The organism is Paenibacillus sp. J22P51 (assembly GCF_059692215.1).
This window is the reverse complement of record NZ_JCAUAZ010000001.1, coordinates 629,945-648,881: the sequence shown is the minus strand read 5'-3', so window position 1 is coordinate 648,881 and position 18,937 is coordinate 629,945. Positions and strand designations below refer to the sequence as shown.

General features: G+C 43.4%; 11 protein-coding genes. 8 read left to right on the top strand and 3 right to left on the bottom strand.

Annotated elements, in window-relative coordinates:
* Positions 1-3: 3 nt before the first annotated feature.
* The 5 genes from AC58QC_RS02340 to AC58QC_RS02320 all read left to right on the top strand — a co-directional run bounded on the left by AC58QC_RS02340 (position 4) and on the right by AC58QC_RS02320 (position 6,501).
* Positions 4-816 carry a carbohydrate ABC transporter permease gene (locus AC58QC_RS02340; RefSeq protein ID WP_497413599.1) on the top strand — a complete coding sequence of 271 codons (813 nt, stop codon included), beginning with the start codon at positions 4-6 and terminating at the stop codon, positions 814-816.
* Positions 817-871: 55 nt separating this feature from the next.
* Positions 872-2,713, top strand: a complete 1,842-nt coding sequence (locus tag AC58QC_RS02335; RefSeq protein WP_497413598.1) for a cache domain-containing sensor histidine kinase — start codon at positions 872-874, stop codon at positions 2,711-2,713.
* Between the two features lie 9 nt (positions 2,714-2,722).
* Positions 2,723-4,312 carry a response regulator gene (locus tag AC58QC_RS02330; protein WP_497413597.1) on the top strand — a complete coding sequence of 530 codons (1,590 nt, stop codon included), beginning with the start codon at positions 2,723-2,725 and terminating at the stop codon, positions 4,310-4,312.
* A gap of 76 nt (positions 4,313-4,388) precedes the next feature.
* Positions 4,389-5,690 carry an ABC transporter substrate-binding protein gene (locus AC58QC_RS02325; RefSeq protein ID WP_497413596.1) on the top strand — a complete coding sequence of 434 codons (1,302 nt, stop codon included), beginning with the start codon at positions 4,389-4,391 and terminating at the stop codon, positions 5,688-5,690.
* Between the two features lie 121 nt (positions 5,691-5,811).
* On the top strand, positions 5,812-6,501 hold the full coding sequence (locus tag AC58QC_RS02320) for a metal-dependent hydrolase (RefSeq protein ID WP_497413595.1): 690 nt from the start codon (positions 5,812-5,814) through the stop codon (positions 6,499-6,501).
* Positions 6,502-6,531: 30 nt separating this feature from the next.
* On the opposite strand, the gene AC58QC_RS02315 is transcribed toward AC58QC_RS02320, so the two are convergent.
* The gene (locus AC58QC_RS02315) at positions 6,532-6,921 is read right to left on the bottom strand and encodes a helix-turn-helix domain-containing protein (RefSeq protein WP_497413594.1); all 390 of its coding nucleotides are present in this window, start codon (positions 6,919-6,921) and stop codon (positions 6,532-6,534) included.
* A gap of 215 nt (positions 6,922-7,136) precedes the next feature.
* Here AC58QC_RS02315 and AC58QC_RS02310 point away from each other — a divergent pair, with 215 nt between their 5' ends.
* A complete protein-coding gene (locus AC58QC_RS02310) occupies positions 7,137-7,355 on the top strand; it encodes a helix-turn-helix domain-containing protein (protein WP_497413593.1) in 219 nt (72 codons plus the stop codon).
* Between the two features lie 234 nt (positions 7,356-7,589).
* On the opposite strand, the gene AC58QC_RS02305 is transcribed toward AC58QC_RS02310, so the two are convergent.
* Positions 7,590-11,810: a S8 family serine peptidase gene (locus tag AC58QC_RS02305; protein WP_497413592.1), complete on the bottom strand. Its 4,221-nt coding sequence runs from the start codon at positions 11,808-11,810 to the stop codon at positions 7,590-7,592.
* Positions 11,811-11,855: 45 nt separating this feature from the next.
* Positions 11,856-15,140, bottom strand: coding sequence for a S8 family serine peptidase (locus tag AC58QC_RS02300; protein ID WP_497413591.1), 3,285 nt, complete (start codon positions 15,138-15,140; stop codon positions 11,856-11,858).
* Between the two features lie 281 nt (positions 15,141-15,421).
* Here AC58QC_RS02300 and AC58QC_RS02295 point away from each other — a divergent pair, with 281 nt between their 5' ends.
* Both AC58QC_RS02295 and AC58QC_RS02290 read left to right on the top strand, forming a co-directional pair.
* Positions 15,422-17,227, top strand: a complete 1,806-nt coding sequence (locus AC58QC_RS02295) for a cache domain-containing sensor histidine kinase (RefSeq protein WP_497413590.1) — start codon at positions 15,422-15,424, stop codon at positions 17,225-17,227.
* Positions 17,220-18,809, top strand: coding sequence for a response regulator (locus AC58QC_RS02290; protein WP_497413589.1), 1,590 nt, complete (start codon positions 17,220-17,222; stop codon positions 18,807-18,809). The genes AC58QC_RS02295 and AC58QC_RS02290 overlap by 8 nt, the downstream gene beginning before the upstream one ends.
* Positions 18,810-18,937 lie beyond the last annotated feature (128 nt).

Genomic DNA, 18,937 nt, shown 5'->3' with positions numbered 1-18,937 from the left:
AACATGAAACAACTCACAATCAACATCATCGCCGTGGTGCTGGCGCTCCTATTTATTTTTCCACTGATTTGGATGCTGGTTGTATCCCTCAAACCGGATGGCGTAAACGTCATCTCCATTCAAGACTGGTTCAATTTCTCGAATTTGAATTTGAATAATTATACAAAGGTTATCCAAGATTCTCAGATTCTCAGATGGACGTGGAACAGCGCAGTAATCGGTGTACTGACAACGGTCATTTCACTCATCTTCAGCTCCTTAGCGGCCTTCTCCTTCTCGAAGCTGCCCTTCAAATCTAGAGGCGTGTTCTACGTTCTAATCGTTTCAGGTTTGTTAATCCCAACGGAAGCGATTTTGATTCCACTCTATGAAACGACACTTCATTTGAAGCTGATTGATAACATGTGGGCGATCATTCTACCTGGACTTACGAATCCAATTGGGATCCTGCTTCTGAAGCAGTTCATGGATGGCGTCCCGAAAGATTATATCGAGGCTGCGCAGATTGACGGTTGTAAAAACTTTGGACTCTGGTACCGAATCTGTCTTCCCCTAACTCGATCTGCGATGTTTTCTGTCGGTATTTTCTACTTCATCTTATCGTGGAACAATTTCTTATGGCCGTACCTGACGATTACGTCGCAAGAGAACATGATCTTATCAGCAGGACTACCGACGTTCTTGTCGAATAATATCATGTCCTTGAATATGATCATGGCAGCAAGTGCAATTGCGGCAATACCAACGATTCTGGTGTTCGCTGTGCTGCAGCGTCAAATTGTGCAAGGCGTGGCGATGTCCGGTATTAAAGGTTAATAATCTTGGATTTCTACGAGTCAGATTCTCTTCCCAGAAAGGGTTGTTCCAACTTTTGACCCAGACATCAGATGTTGTGACGAAACAGCGACACAAACGAATTCCTTCATGGATGTATACATGGACGAGCAGCATTCGCTATAAGTGGATGCTGTTGCTATTCCTCTTTTCTCTAACGCCCCTGCTTGCCTTGGGGTTTATTTCGTATTCGATATCGAAATCAACAATAAACAATAAAGTAACGGAATACTCGGAACAGCTCTTGAAACAGACAGCGGAGAATATCGACACTAGACTTGGGATCTACAAAGATTTGATGATGCAGGTTGTAAATAACAACGAAATTGTCACGATGCTGCGGACTTTGGATCGTACGGATCCCTCTCAATATGATCTGGATAGTCTATCCCTAACAACGAAGCTATCCACCATTATTGCGATTAATCAGGACTTACAGTCGATTTCATTCCTTTCACCGCACCATTTTATCAAGGGAATATACAGATGGAACGATCGCTCTGCCCCTAAAGTATCCCCATTCCTGCAGACCTTGGACGATGGGAGCAATTTTCGCTGGTTTTCCACGCGCTTGGGAACGTATGTCGATAGTCTGAACACGCAAAATGTTCACGTCTTTTCACTGGCCAAACAAATCTATAAGATGTCCGATGATAGTCCTGTTGGGATCATTGCTGTACTGGATATTCGCGAGGATGTGCTGAAAGAGATTGGTGCTCGAACGACCAAGAGTAATATGGATATTGAAAGTTTTGTGATTGATGGCAAGGGTCAGATCATTTCGTATCCGGATAGTCAATTTCTGGGGAAAAGTGTAAAAGAAGTGCTAGGCGAAGACGGCTTCACAGAGATGTTTCGTTTGGCTGCGGATGAATCGGTGTTTCCATTGAAATATCAAGGTGAACGACTGATCGTGAATTATAAAAAGCTGCATACCAACGACTGGATCGTCGTCAATGTGATTTCAGAGGCTTCGCTGTACAAAGATTCTAATCGGTTATTGCAAATTATTATCGTGATCGCTTTCATTTGCATCCTATTCTCCATCCTGACGGCTATGCTGCTGGCGAACTCGATTTCTAAGCCGATTCTGAAGATGATTCGATTGATGCGGCAAGTGATGTCGGGTGACCTGACCGTCCGCTTCAAAGCGAAACGGCGTAATGATGAATTCGATATTTTGGGCGAAAACTTTAATTACATGGTTACTCGGATAGACGGACTTTTGGAGACCGTATATGAGGAACAGAATCATAAACGCGTGGCGGAATTGAAGGCGTTACAAGCGCAAATTAACCCGCATTTCCTCTATAATACCCTGGATATTATTAAATGGACGGCACTTTTGCAGAAAGCTAATCACGCTGCCGAAATGGTCAGTCTGCTTTCCCGGTTATTGCGCATCAGCTTGGGGAAAGGTGAAGAAACGGTCACCATCGAAGAAGAAATCGAGCATGTTCAGTGTTATCTGGGTATTCAAAAATTCAGATTCAACTTTAATATCGATACGTTTGTTCATCTGGATGAGGAGGTCCGTTTGTACCGCACGCCGAAGCTGATCCTACAGCCTATCGTGGAGAATGCCATACTTCATGCATTTACAGATAGGGAAACAGGCGAAATTCATATTCGGTGCGGCGTTCATCCGGATGGCGGAATACGTTTCGAGGTCGTGGATAATGGCCGAGGCATGGATGCAAGCCTTGTTCAGAGCCTAAATAGGTATGAAGCGCCCTCCGTTGATAAAGTAAGCGGGATTGGCTTAGCAAATGTAGATGAACGAATTAAACTCATTTGTGGGAAGCCCTATGGTTTGGACATTCAAAGTGAACCTGGAGCAGGTACACACATTACGATCAGACTTCCAGAAATGAAGTAGGTGAAGATCATGTTTCGAGTTGTGATTGTGGAAGATGAGTATATCGTGAGGTTCGGAATTCGGTCCATGATTGATTGGGAAAAGTTAGGCTTAACCGTGAGCGGTGAGGCAGCCAATGGGCAAGAAGCGTTGGACCTGATCCGCGAAAACCCGCCTGATATTCTGATCACAGATATCAAAATGCCTGTTATGGATGGCATCACGCTAATTTCGGAAGTACGTAAATGTCATCCCCTTATGAAAATTGTCATTCTTAGCAACTTGGAGGATTTCCAATATGCGAAGGAAGCCATTCGTAATGGGGTTTCCGAATATATGATCAAATCGGATATGATGCCGCGTGACCTTGAGGGGACGCTGCTTCGTGTGAGAGATTCGATCAAAGCGGAGTCACCAAGCAGCGAGCAGAAGCTTTCGCTAAGTGACGCCAACCCAATCGTGAGAGAAAAACGGATGCTGGAGCTTCTAGAAGAGATGGACCCTGCCCACAGACAGCAAATCGTAATAAGCTTGAGGCTATCTGAGGTTAAATTACCCTTCTATGTCCTTCATATCGCGAAGAATATGTGGGCTCAGAGTGTGGAGGAGGGCCAAGCGTTAATTCGCAAAGCGATTGCTGAAGTATTGACGACTTCCTCGGAGGATGTCTATGAAGCTTTCCCAGATCGGCAAGGGGAAATGAACGTTTTTCTTTTTACAAGGAAGATGGCAACTATGGGCGTTGCTGAGTTGAAGTCATTGGCACAGTCCATACTTCACTATCTGAAGGACCAATATACGATGTCGTGTACGATAGGCATTAGTATGAGCACGTCCAGTTGGGCTGATCTCCACCAAGCCTACGAGCAAGCGATAGCTGCAGCGAAATATAAAATGTTCATAGGCAGTGAGCGAGCCATTCTGTATGGTGTTGATTATGTGCCTGTAACCAGTCAGCTGGCAGATAATATTAAAGTTAGCACAAATCATATCCATACGATGGTGTATGCCTTTCAAACCAAAGAGCTGCAAGCATACTTGGAAGATATTTTCGAACAGCTTACGGCACGCAAGGACTATGATCTCGTGGAAATTATTTCTTTGGAGCTGCTCATTCTTCTCACGACCCTATGGTCGGAGGTTGCAAGTGATCAGCAAAGCATTCTGCAACTAAAGAAGAAGTACTATGAGCAATTGTCCAAGTTAGAGACGATCCAGATGAGCAAGGTCTGGTTCTTGAACGCGTTTGAAGAACTTGCCCAGCATATGATTGGTGTGTATAACAGTGATCGCAATGGCATAATTAAAGCTGCGCAATATATCGGGCAATATTATCAACAAGAGATTTCACTTCAGTCCATTAGCAATCTGGTGCACTTAAGTAAAAACTATTTTGCCAACCTGTTCAAAAAGGAAATGGGCGAGAGCTTCCTGGAGTATCTGACGAGGATTCGCATCGAGAAAGCCAAGGTACTTCTGACAAGCGACCTTAAGACTGCGGATATTGGCCATTTGGTTGGTATTCCAGATCCCAAATATTTCTCCAAAGTATTTAAAAAAATTACGGGCTCGTCCCCATCGGAATATCGAAATCGAGTAAGGGAGGACAAATCAACCTAAGTATTCTCGTGCTGGCATGCAAGCGCTTACCGAGGAGCTAGTAGTTGATATGCTTTTGGATGAAGGGGGTATTAGAATGCTAGATAAAAAAAGAATGAAACAATGCGTTGGAATTGGATCTGTGCTCATACTCGTGCTAACGGGATGTACGATCCTGTCTACGGGTGACAAGCATGTAGCGGAAAATAAGAAAACAGTAGAGAGCGTGGAGACACGCGTGGAAATTTCGTTCTGGAATCCCTTCGGCGGTGGAGAAGGAGAGTTCGTGGAACGTATCGTGCAAAACTTCAATAACTCGCAGAAGGCCGTATATGTGAAGCAGCTTCGATTAGAATCCAACGAATATTATGTGAAACTGAGTACGGCTCTTTCCTCAGGAAAAGGTCCGGATGTGGCCGTCGCTCATGTAGACCGAATGTCACCTTTCGTTAAGGCAAAGCAAATTGTACCGCTGGACGGCTTGGCCAGAGAGATTGGATTTGACTTCAAAGACTTGGAGGAGAGCAACGTACAAAGTGTGAGCTTCCTGAATAAGCCGTATGCGATGCCGTTGGACACGCATTTTCACATGCTGTACTACAATAAAGCGATTCTGAAAAAAGCGGGTTTGTTAAATGACGATGACACGCCAAAGTTGAGCATGTCAACGCCGGAGGCATTTATCCTAATGCTGCAACAGATTCAAGCGAAAGTACCGAATGTTCAGCCATTTGCTGTGAATACGCCTTATTTCCAAGAACCATTCCTGAATATGTATGATCAAGCGGGTGGGGAATTATTGGATGGCAGCATGCTGAAATCGAACATCCATAATGATAAGGCACTCCGTGTTTTGAAGTTTTATCAACAACTCTATGCAAGCAAGCTCGCGGATGTTAACGATAAAACGCCATGGGATACGTTCCACAATGGCAAAGCCGCACTTTGGATGGGGGGTGTCTGGGAAGCGGGCTACCATCTAAATGAACCCTCTCTTCCCGTTGGTATCATGCCTCTTCCCGTTCTTTTTGGCAGTTCCATGCAGTGGGGGAGCTCGCATACACTTGTCATTCCGACATACGTATCCATGGAAAAACAACGCGCAGCCATGATATTTATGTCCTATTTCTCGAAAGTAGGGTCACTCTTATGGGGCCAAGCCGGACATGTACCTGCCAACCGAGCTGTTCTTCAGAGTCAAGAATACCTCCAGCTGCCCTACCGTAAGCTCTTCATCGAGGCACAGCATCACGTCAAATTTGCACCCCAAACAGATAAGTATGCGACAATCTTTACAACGCTCTCAGAAGAACTTCAAAGTATTGTCATGGGAGGGTTGGATCCGGATGAGGGGCTTGCCATACTAGAGAAAAAAATGAATAGTCTTCTGGCTAATTAGGCTTCACAAATGTCCTCTTTCGGAACTTTCCGGAAGGGGATTTTATATAGTCTGGAAGAATTTTAAATCGCAGAGGCACCTATGATAAAATAAACATATAAACGCAAAGGAGCTGAAATAAGTGAACATTATTTTCCATGGACAAAGCTGCGTCGAAATTCGATTGAAGGAACACACCTTGATTATTGACCCTTTCTTAACGGGTAATCCGCAAGCAACGGTCAAAGCGGAAGACATCAAGACGGATTACATCCTCGTTACACACGGCCATGGTGATCATGTTGGAGACACATTATCCATTGCGGAGCGTAATAACGCGACAGTGATTGCTCCTAATGATTTAGCCAGATATTTAGGCTCCCAAGGGGCTAAGACACATGGGATGGGAATCGGCGGCGCATTTGAGTTTCCTTTTGGCAGAGTGAAATTGACGCTAGCTCTGCATGATTCTTCTTATAATCCGCCAGGAACGAAAGAAAATATTTATACAGGCATGGCGAGCGGATTCTTGCTTATGGTAGAGGGGAAAACCATTTATCACGCAGGGGACACGGGGCTATTTAAAGATATGAAGCTGATCGGCAAATTGAACGAAATTGATCTAGCCTTCCTGCCGATAGGTGATAATTACACGATGGGACCGGATGATGCCGTGATTGCCGCGGAATATTTGAAGGCCAAAACCGTTGTGCCCATGCACTATAATACCTTCCCGGTGATCGAACAAGATCCAAACAAGTTTGTAGCAAGCTTGGCTGAGGAAGACATCAAAGGCTTAGTGATGGCGCCAGGTCAACAAATAACACTTTAAAAGTGCGTGAATACTTTTAAATGCGGAGGATTAACTTTCGGAGTTTTTGGTAGACTGTCGATCCTTCCAGAATAAGACGGTTAGCATGCGCTCGACCCATTCCTTGTCCTCGGCGGTCAACACGAAGCCATCAAACATTAACTCATTTTCACGAAGAAACCGCCGTAAGTTAACAGGATCGCTTTGGAATTGTTGGTTCGTGTGTGTGGATTCGAGATAACCGGCAATATCCATCAGCTCCGAATATGACGTATTAAGTCCTTCAGACAATTTCATCAAGACGTCGGGTGAAGGAATTCCGCGGTTTCCATTCTCCAACTGTGAAATATAGGCCGCGGATACACCGGAGCGATCAGCTAGCTCGCGAATTGTGAAGCCTTTCATTTTACGCATATCTCTTAATTTATCGTAGAAGTACATATCTGCTCACCCTCCCCATCTTAGTAAACATTAGTAAACGATTTAATACTAACAGTTTACTAAAGTAATTACAATCACCATGTTCATAGGGTATTTTTGGCATTCGGTGTCCACTAGTTTGATTACTAAAGTAAACTTTAGTGGTTGCATTAGTGAATGTGTGCGAGGTATACTTCTAATAGGACGAAGTGAGGATGGGGGTCTGAACGACAAAGATGCATATACGAATTATGGCCAAAACGGATACTTTCATCAAAGCGAGAGTGACGAAAGGTTACTCGCAACGAGAGCTAGCGCGGCACACAGGCTTAAGCCATGCGTACATAAGCTTGCTTGAGCGGTCGATTAAATCTGTGGGGCCCTCAACCGCTAAGCGACTAAGCGACGTGCTAGAGATCGAATTGGAGGAGCTTTTTCACATCAGTATTGCGTAAAAAGGAAGCCAATCCAATGTATGGGCGAGGATCACACTTAAGGTGTGGTCTTTTTTTTTCCTAAGTTTGCTAATTTGCTCTCCATATATGGAATGGGTTTATTACCGCAGCAATGAAAACCTATTTAAAATGGCTCGGACCTGGAATCCCAGGTCCGGCTTTGTCTATTCATTTATCTGCTGATCAGGTGCTTTCGCCAGGCTTCTAAAAGTGTCCTACTCATGAGGAGCATCATTAGTTTATACGCTTAGCGGCTTGAAGAAGGCGATACAGTACTTTAGCTGCAGCTTCACGAGTTGTTGCATGAGCTGGTTCGAAGTAGAAGCTTCCTTCAGACTCTACACCTTCCATAAGCCCAGCAGCTGTTACGATTTGAATGCTTTCTTGTGCATAATCGCTGAACTGTGCAGCGTCAGCATAGGAGCGAAGGACTGGCTTACTCGGTTTCTGCAGGTTGACTAATTTAAACGCTCTAGCAAGCATAACAGTCAAATCCTGACGAGTAATGGTGGCGTTCGGCATGAATTGGCCAGCCGAGCCTGTCACAAGTCCAGCATCATAAGCTGCCGTCACTGCGTCCGCAAACCAGTCGCTGCTGCTCACATCGCTGAATGGGATTAACGATGCTTGTTTTTGCAGTCCTAGTGCTCTTACAAGCATTGAAGCAAACTGAGCCCGAGTGACGTTGCTTTCTGGCGAGTACGTATGCTCCGAAGTGCCGTTCAGAATGAATTTGTCTGCAAGCGATTGGATTTGATCTTTCGCCCAAGACTTGTCGATATCGCCGAACGTCATATGTCGTTTTGCAGCTGCATAAGTTGAGAAGCCTGGTCGACTAATGGTTACAATGGAAGCACCGTTGCTTGCAGGTGTAATTTTGGCTGGTATAGGGTAGACCTTAACGCCGTTGAAGAACAAGGCACCAGCTGAGCTTGTATCAATGCCTTTTTCCACAAGGAAGGATCTTGTAAACACCTGATCAGCTTTCAGCTTAAGCGATGTTGCAACACCATTGCTCAAACTGCTTGCTTCGAAGGCATAAGGTGTTCCAAGGATAGAAGCATCTTCAACCTGCTTTGTGAATTCGGATTTACTGCCTTCATCCTTCTTGATCGTTATTACATAGTCTTCACCATCAGGTACTTGCTCAAGTGCAGAGAGAGGCGATGCAATGGATGCATCGTTCCAAGAGAAGGCGATCGAACTGCCCGCTGGAGCTTCTTTTAACAACTTCACCTGTGCAGCTGTTAATTTCAACTGTGCATCAGTTGAATCTTTGGAAGCTGCGCCGATGACAAAAACAGTTGGCGTTTGTTTCGCTTCAGTGAGCGCTTTTTGAAGGCTACTGTCTGTAATAGAAATGGATAATTGCGTTCCTTGCACGCTCGTTTCTGTCTTAATCGCGATGCTTGCTTGCCCTTCTGTGAGAGCTGCAGCTACTTCTTTGTTGTACGCAGCTTCATTTGGCAAAACAGGCCCAGGTCCTGAAGCAGGCGAATCATAAGGCGGGTTAGGTATTGGGCTAGGCTCGGTTCCAACAGATTCACCTTTTACGTAGAACGTTTTTAAGGCTATTCCTTGTTTAATCACTTCAAATTTTTCGTTATATTTAGTACCAAGTAACGCCAGCTTGTATCTGCCTTCAGGCAGTTGAGCATTTGCTTTATTGCCATCATTCGAATAGATGCCAATGTTATAGCTGCCATCAAATTCAGGGATAATAACATGCTCTGGTAGTGTGTTAAGTAGCTCCTTGTCTTCATCAAGGTCATAAATTTCAGAGATTATTCCTACAGTCTCACCATTCATATCTGTGATAAAAGCATATAAATGATTCATTTCCCCAGTTGGGAGTGAAGCTGTAATATCGATTGGTGAATCTTTCGTCACAGTTGGACTGCTTAATACCACGTTTTGAATAGGGAAGTCATTATTGGTGGACTCTTTGCCTATGTGAATAACGAATGGCAGATGCAGGGTCGGACGTCCTGTGCTTTCCAACACAACTTCACCCTCGTATACGCCATGCTTCGCTTCTGTAGTTTTCGGTTTGGCTGTTAGGTTAAAATCATAATTATCTCTTGCATTCAATGTGATTTGGTTGGAGGCAACACCTTCAAGACCAACTTCAATAGCACTGCTATCAGGAGTAGGGATAGGGATTGTATCACTTGGATCGGAAGTTACCTTATCATGCATGGTTACTCTTGTTGTATAAGTGACAGGCTTATCCGACAAGTTCTTGACGCGAAGAGGCTTCTTCTCTGTCACATTAGAGCTTGGATCTATCATACCGAAGCTCACACTGCTTGCTTCACTAGGAATAATAGTAGGATTCATCTGCTCGTCGTAAATTGTAATTTCGTCTAATGACTCTACAATGGCAGGTGTATCAATCGCGTTCATAACGTTTACCCGACCTGCTCCTTGCGAATAGACATCATAGAGTGTACCGTCCTTATCGCTAAGCGTTGTCGATGTATTAGCTAATGCTGCGCGAATGTCAGTTGGAGACCACTCAGGATGAGCTTGCTTGAGCAGCAAAGCAAGTCCTGCAACATGCGGGGAAGCCATACTTGTTCCGCTCAGCCTTGCATATGCTTTATCGTAGCTGACTCCATCGCCGTAGTATTTGCCATAGGCAGGTACGGATGAATAGATCATGACACCAGGAGCGCTCAAATCCGGCTTAATACTATAGTTGCCATCTGAATTGGGACCTCTGGAACTGAATTCTGCAATACGGTCGCCTGCAACGGTTGTTACCTCGAAGTCGTTGCTAACGTTGAACTGCAAGGTTCGATCGGGGTTCGTCAGCAGTTCTCTGGCTAGGGCGCGTCCCATCTTGCCGGGCATATCAAATGTCGGTATTAAATCGTAGCCGTCACCAAGGAATGCAGGAGGGCCAATAGGACCATCACGGAATTCAATGTGCTCTGACAGGTCCGCCTCATAAATATCAGGATGAATACTATTTCCGTTGAACAAGATCGCAGCCTTTGCACCATGTTTGGCAGCAATCTTAACTTTTTCATCAAAGGGAACGATTCCTCGGGAGATAAAGACAATTTTATCAGCTAAGTATGCAGGTTCAAGGCCTTCATAATCGTTTTCAACGCCCAGACCGACGTAGACGCCTTTAAAAGGGCCGTTTCCAAAAACGGTGCTAACATCCGTGTCTGTCTCCCAGCTAATAAGATTTAGTTTCTCTGCATAGGTTGCATAGGTTACAGATGTTACGGATGATGATACGGAACTGTTAACCGTTGCTGAAATAGGATGACTTGTGCTCGTAGCCGCAGCTACAGAAATAGCCAATTGCGAGGATGCTGGCGATCCCATGGAATAATAGTAATGCTCACCACTGCCGTCGTTACCATTCGCTACAACTGCAACGACTCCTGCCAATACAGCGTTATTAACCGCGATGGCGTCAGGCGAGTTAGGATCCTTCTCTGAACCGCTTCCTAGTGAAAGGTTGATCACATCCATGCCATCTTCGACGGCATGCTCAATACCGTCGATAACTTGTGCGGAGGTTCCGCCCTCTGGACCGAGAACCTTATAGGAATATAGCTTCGATTCATAGGCAACACCCTTCTGAACATTGACAGCTAAGGGATTAGAGCCTGTGCCGACAATGGTGCCGGATACATGAGTTCCGTGGTGAGATCCTCCAGAGCCATCTTGATTCGGTGCATCCTCGTACGGATCATCGTCTTTATTAATCGAATCATAGCCGCCTGCGACATAATTACCTTTGATATCCGGATGTAAATAATCGATTCCTGTATCGAGTACGCCTACTTTCAGGCCCTTTCCAGTAAAACCTTTTTTCCAGGCCTCAAGGACACCGATTTGCGCAAGAGGCACCTGATCAAAAGAAGACAGGCCTGCTGCGACTTGATAAGTTTCGGACTCTTCAATCGGATAGTAAATGGAATTTTTATGAATCGATTTCACATTCGCGAGTCTAGCAAGCTGTGGAATTTGATCAGCTCTAACGGTAATTTCCATACCATTAAGAACGGTATTGAACTGGTAGTTAATTGTGAAAGGGATTTTTTCTGAATGCGCACTTCTTAGAAAGGATTCCTGTTCAGCTTGCACGGCGAACTCGTTTGCTTCCGCAGCAAGTTTGCGGTTGCCAAGTCTAGCTGCATACCTGCTAACGGCTGCTGGCTGACTGCGCAGTTGAACAATAACATTGATCTCTTTAGTGGAAGATGTATCAATGTCATTTGCGATGTACGCTTGATCCGTATTCGCACTTATTCCGACCATACTTGAAGATTCCTGTAATAGACGCTTAATAGATTGCAGTCTATCGTTGTCAACGAAGGTCTTCACTCGTGAAGCGGCATTCACCGCAGGCATACTTTGAGCGACTAGGCCCCCTAATAAGACAGAGAGCGTCACGAGTGATAATGATTTTTTGAGAAGTGATTTGTTCACGTTCATTTACCCCATTTCAGATCAGAATAGTAGCAGCCTCGCATGCTAGTTTAAGTTCAATACGTCCAGGCCATCGATTGCAACAATGCTGTCAGTAGACTTGGCATTTGCTTCTCCTGCATGCACAATTTTAATTTTGTGAACGCCATTAGCTAGATCTCCTGAAGTGAAGACAGGTACTTGATATTGCAGTTTTTCACTATACAAATCAATAGGTTCGGATGTAACAGATCGTCCATCGATATAAATGTTCACTTTGCCACGGTTGCTGCCAGTGGTGGACCAAAGCGTAGCCCTTGTTCCAATAAAAGTAAATTCAACAGAACTGTTCGGTATTGTTGTGTAGGTCTGCACACCATCCGCATATCTCATGCCATAACGGGTTGTCCAAGGGCCAGAGTAGTTAGCAGAAGGATGAGTCGGCGAAACTAGACTAGTAAAGACAAATGCATCCACGTTGATGTCGCCTTTTTGATCTGTACTGCCTATCCTTTCAATACGGACGTTATGATGCCCATTAGGCAGTACATACTTGAACAACGATTGCCTCGATAAAGGAGTTTTGCTGTACAAATTAGCGTACCCCATTGGCAATCCGTCAATATAGACGACAGCTAGTCCTTGCTTGTCATCCTTGGTACCAATCCATTCAAATACGTTTCCTCTAAAACCGAATTCAACGTAACCCTCCCCGTTTAGCTGCTTCAAGCTTCCGTTGGAATAGGAAGAGCCTCTGAGCGTAGACCAGGAACCGTTGTAGACGAGCGATGGATCATTATCTTCGATTAATCCTGACGTATTTCCATAATGCACATCTAATGTGTAAGTTCCTTTTCCCTTATAAGCAAAAATATTAATGTAGTAAGTTCCAGTCTCGGTTGCTCTATAAGTAATAGATTCATCTGACGTGCCGGGAGTCTCGGAATAAGCTAAAGCCCCGTCCTTGCTTGCAACCGTCGCAGCAGAAGGGTCATACAGGATGAGATCGAAGTCAGATCCCTTGCTGCCTTTTAGAGAGAAGGTAACTTCCTCTCCAGCATGCATCTCAACGGAATACACATGATTGGGATCGTTTACGTTATCGAGGCTGTTAGAAATAGATGAATCAAGTAGCGACATGCCAGGAATATCTTTATTCCATAGCGCGCGATACGCACTAATCAATTTTCCACTAACCGTTTTGCTTTTTAATGAATCAAGGGATTTACCGCTGTTCACTACCCGTTGTTTGATCTCCTGGGCGCTCATGTCTGGATTCTGGCTAAGCACCAGTGCAGCAACACCTGCGGCATATGCGGCAGCGTTCGATGTTCCCTGAGAATAAAAATATTTGCCGTTGCTATTCCTCAGATTGACCTTGGTCATTTCGGGCTTATTGCTTATCACAGTGTCATAAAACAAGGAAAAATCACGTAGCTTGTATTCTTTGCCTTGATATATGGTGCCGGGTACACCCCATGTTTTGAATACATATCCACCTTCTTTGACGAGCGTAAGGCCTAAATCATTTTGTACAAAAGGAGAGGTTGGGATTTGGTCAATAGCATCTTGTCCGGTCAGCATTAAATGGCCTCCGCCATTGAGATAGCTGGATAAATTGGCTTGATCTTTATCGGTAATCAGTTTGTGGCCATCAGTAGTTCCTAAGTACCCAGTTGACCAGATGACGAGCCCGTAATCTTGCAATTTACTCAACGATGGGCCATCTTTTGTTTCATCCAGGGTCGTTACAAGATCATAGGTATACTTTGCTGAAGCAAGAAGTTCTTTATAAGTTTCCATGCTAGAATCATAAGCAAGTGGGCCAATTTCGCCGCCGTCTGAATAGCTTCGGAGGCTATCTTGAACTAGTAGAATTCTCGGATTAACACTTGATTTTAGAAAATCCATTGCCCGGTTAAACATATCTTGCCGCTCCACTGGATCAGGTACTTCCTCGAAGCCTATCCCATGATAGTAAGCTTTGTATTTGCCATTATCGATCTCGGCAGCATATCCTGCATTAACATCAGCTATTGTCGAAATGATGAGCTCTGATGGAGCTGCGACATCAACTGATGTTTGTCCGATAGCAGCGCCTAACGATGGATCACCAAGAATATTTACCCCAGTTACTGAAAGCATGTTCTGACTTGGATATGCAGCTGGATACATAGGGGTAATATCTGTATTCAGAGTTGCGTCATATTGATCTCCTGCTGCAGCAACAAACAACATGTTAGAGCTGTTAATAGCATCTTCAATCAGCTTGCTTCTATAGCCGTATAGAAGCCCAAGTGAGGCAATTTTGGCGCCATTCTTCTCAGCATATTTGATTCCATCTACAATATCTGTGTAGTAACCGCCGTTCTTAGAAACAACCTTAAGCGGCATGATGGTTACATTAGGAGCAACTCCGGCAATACCTTCTTTATTGTCCATGGAGGCGGCGATATGGCCGGCATTCATTGTGCCGTAGGAGTCATTGAGCCCGTCAATCGTGTCGAACAAGGAGTTATCGTCATAGGCGAAATCCCATCCATTCACATCGTCTTTAAATCCATTATTATCGTCGTCTTTGCCGTTATTCGGAATTTCCCCCTTATTTACCCATATCTGGCCTACTAAATCGGGAATATTGATTTTAACCCCGTTTCCTATAACCGCTACGATAACATCCTTACTTCCTTTGGTAATTTCCCAGGCTTCAGGCAAATCCATGTCGATATCTTTCTTACCGCCAGGCACTGTACCCTCATTTAAAACTTGTCCAGTGTTGTGGAGCCCCCATTGTTCATCGAACAGCGGGTCATTAGGTATATACTGGGAAGCAGCTGCAGAGTAAGATGATGCTTTATCTGTAGTTTCTACAGGACGGAACGTCTGCGGATTTATCGATGAGTACACCTTGTAATCAGGCTCTGCATAGAGAACATTCGGGTCCTTAAGAAGTTCTTCGATCACGCTGCTCACACTAGTGCCAGCTAAAAGATTCAACAACTCGGCATTGGTAACAGGAAGTTGGCGGGTGTCTGCAATTTGGCTTGAGAGAGATTTGGAAAGCCTCGAAGCAGATTTTGATTTGTATTTGACAATGACTCGGTCAGCAGCGTACTCAGCCTTTTCTGGCAGTATATTTGCGAAAACGGGCTGTTTACTAGAATCTTGCTGGGCAAGGTTCACTCTCGGTTCGTTTGGAATGCTTTCATCTAGGAGGGGGGGGGCAACAGTCCATTGGCTTTTTCTCGGATTCTCCTGCTTTGTTTCCATGGCTAAAGCAGATGTAATAGTTCCAAATGTTAGAATCATAGAAAAAAGGGCAAATACATACTTCTTGTTTTTCCTAGTCAAGCCTGGTCACTTCCTTTACTAATTTTAATTTGTCTAAACTTTCGAAATTATTTAAAAGTAACAGGTCCCCCCTCCAAATTTAATTTAAATTAACATCATGTAGTTTGTGTGTATTAATCGTTATTTTTTTACTAAAAGAAAATAAAGCATCTTCTCTTCTAGGAATTGTACACACTGAAGCTAACTGAGGGAGTACACAGGAAATACACATCCGTCAAATAAAATCAATTTTGAATATGCAAATTTACCATTAAATGAGTATGCTAAGCGGCGGTGAAGCGATGAGACATTTATGGACGCTAAGAGAATGGTTTCACAACCAAAGAATCAAAAAGAAAATCATGATCATTTTTATTCCGTTGGTTTCATTCCCCCTCATTGTGTTGGCTTATGCTTTCAATTACGTGTTTACAAATTCAGTTATTGAAAAAACAGTCGCAAATGTAGCAAGCGAATCGCAGTTGATTGTGACTCGGATTCAAGAGTCGATTCTGAATGCCGAAAACTGTGCGAATATTATGACAGTAAATATAAATAAAATTGTACCGGTCAATCAGAATGCGTTCCAGGATGAATTAACAGAAAAGAATCTGATTACCCAAGTTAATAATCAGCTGTATTTAGATTTGATGTTTTTCCCGGATATAGAGGCGGCAGCATTTCTTGATATGAACAACCAGCTGTATACGACAAATAATGTAATGGAAAAGGGGCTTCAAAAAGCTTTCCACAGTACGATCCTGGAACAAATCGACAAAACAAGCGGTGAGAACATTTGGTTTATTATGGAGGCTCGCGATTTTTTAACTACGAATACGGGTTCTCCTGTCCTAACCTTAGGGAAGAAAATCCTCAGTATTGACAACGGTGACCAACTCGGAACCTTAATCTTAATTATTAAGGAAAGCTCGTTTTCGGCTATTTATCGAAGCGGTGGTCAAAACCAAGGCCGAAACTATATGATCGTCGACTCCAGGGGGCTAGTTATCTCTTCCTTGGATAAACCCGATCTTATGAAGAAGCCAGCCATAAGCTCCGTAACAAATATTTGGTTACATGAAAAGCCGACGACAGATATTGTTACTTGGAAAGGCAAAAAGTTTTTAATTTCCAGCGTGCCGTTTGAAAAAATGAACTGGAAGCTTGTCAGTCAGATCCCCATCAGTGTTCTTACCGACGATTCACGTAAAGTTACCTGGCTTATTGTAGCTCTGGGAATTTTCGGGATTATATTCGCATTTTTTGGAGCGGAACAGCTTTCTAGAATTATCGCAAACCCATTGATTCGTTTGACGAAAACGATGCTGAAAGTCAAAGAAGGGGATTTATTTATCTTTTTTGATGTCAATACCTCAGATGAAATAGGGTATCTTGCCAGCGGTTTCAATAAAATGCTTGTGCAAATTCGTGAACTCATTGGGCAAGTGAGCAAAGAGCAGAAGCAAAAGCGCCATTATGAGCTTGCTTTATTTCAGTCGCAGATCAAACCGCATTTTTTATACAATACACTTGATCTGGTGTATGTACTTTGCTCCATGCAAAGGGTTACAGAAGCTAAGGATGCAACCAAAGCATTGGCTGATTTTTATCGGATTGCTTTAAGCAGCGGCAAAGAGGTTATTTCAATCGGCGATGAAATTGATAATGTCAGTAACTATTTAGCCATTCAAAGAATTCGTTATAGGGATGTTTTTGATTTTTCGTTGGAAGTGGACGAGCAGATACTGAATCATCAAATTCTGAAGCTAACGATTCAGCCTCTAGTAGAGAATGCTATTTATCATGGATTGAAGCCTAATGGCTCAGGCGGGAAGCTGCATATTAAGGGGAGCCGTCACGAAAATGAGATTCTGATTACCGTTTCGGATAATGGCGTTGGGATGGGTCCGGAAACACGAAATCAACTTCTGGATACGCAACTAAGAGATCCCTTGAACAAATCGTTCGGAATGTTAAATGTCCATGAACGGATTCAATTGTTTTTTGGCCATGAATATGGCATCTCCATACAGAGCCGGTTAGGGGAAGGTACGAGGATTGAAGTGAAACTTCCCAAAGATGTAAAGGGGGATAGTAGTCATGTTTAAGGTGCTGATTGTTGACGATGAACTCTTATTTCGCGAGTATTTGCGAACAATAATAGATTGGGAGACTTATGGATTTGTGATCTGCGGCGAAGCGAAAAATGGACAGGAAGCATTGCAAATCGCTAATGAAACATTTCCCGACCTTGCTTTAGTGGATATTAATATGCCGATCATGGATGGATTGACGCTTTCTAAACAATTAAAGCAGCGTTATCCGGATATTGCAGTCGTAATGGTGACAGGGCATGGAGAATTTGAATACGCACGCAATGCATTAAAAATTGGCGTAGAGGATTACATACTGAAACCATTCGATCTGGACGAATTGTTCTTGACCCTTGTTAAAATCAAAAATCAGATTCAAAAAATAGTCGAAAATAGAACAGTTCATCGAAAGCAGTCGGAGTGGCTGAAGGAGCAGTTTCTTTCTATGCTGATCAGCCAGGATATCACCTTAAATCATCATGAAATTACAGCAGAGCTTGAACAATTGGGTTTCTCCAGCGAATCCGATCGATATGTAATTATTGTCGCAGAGATCGATAACATATATCAACTTTGGAAGAACCATAAAGAAATATTGCTCTGGAAAAATACCATTTCGAATATTTTACATGAAATTCTTACTCTGGAAAGCTCATGCCTCGTTTTTTTCGGCCCGGAAGATCGTATCGTTTCATTGTGCCAGTTATCCTTGAATACCTATCATTTCTTGAATGAACCCAGTAGTTTGCAACGGTTGTGCGATATGGTGAAAAAACATTTTAAATTGACTGTCACCCTTGGTGTGGGAAGACCAAAACGTGGATTTAGCGGGATACGAGAATCGTATATGGAGGCTCTTGCTGCACTGCAAGGCAAAATAACTGTTGGGAACTGTCGAATAATTAGCTACAATGCTTCGGACACAAGGTACCAAGGATTTTACTCCAGTGTCATCAACGAAAAAATGATGCTGGCTTTGCGATTAAATGATTACACAGAAATCAGAAAGCATCTGGATGATGTATTTCAGTTTATTCGTAGTCAGAAGTTAACGGCTGAAATGACTTATACAATGGTGATCGGCTTGGCTTCCTTGTGCTTGTCACATATTGTGGCCAGCGGGTATGAAATTGCGACGGTGTTGGGAGCGGATTTTTCGCCTTATCAGGAAATTAAACGACAAGAAAATCTCGATAACACTTACACCTGGCTTGAAGAGATTTTTCACAAAACATTAAAATTGAATGCCGAAAAAAATAAGCTTTCTCGTTCAAAGCAAATTTTCGAAGAGACTAAACTGCTGATCGAGCAAAATTATCAAAATTCAAGTCTGAACGTGGAAGAAATCACGAAAATAGCTTTTATCAATGGCAGTTATCTACGGAAAATATTCAATAGAGAAGCAAACATGTCCATCTCCGACTATATTACCCATGTTCGTATGCAGCGAGCCAAGGAAATCATTCAAATGAAAAAAGCCAATATTGCAACAGTCTCAGAAATGGTGGGATATAACGATCCGGGCTACTTCAGCAAATGCTTCAAAAAATATTACGGACTTACTCCAAGTGAATATGAAAATCAAATCGGATGCTGAAACAGGCGCGATTATTACTGTATTTAGAAGCGATTCGTTCATTTAATGGGCTATATCGATGCTCTATAATGAATTCATGGTTCAATGTAAGCGCTATTATAACCTAAAATTATTATTGGGGGGCATTG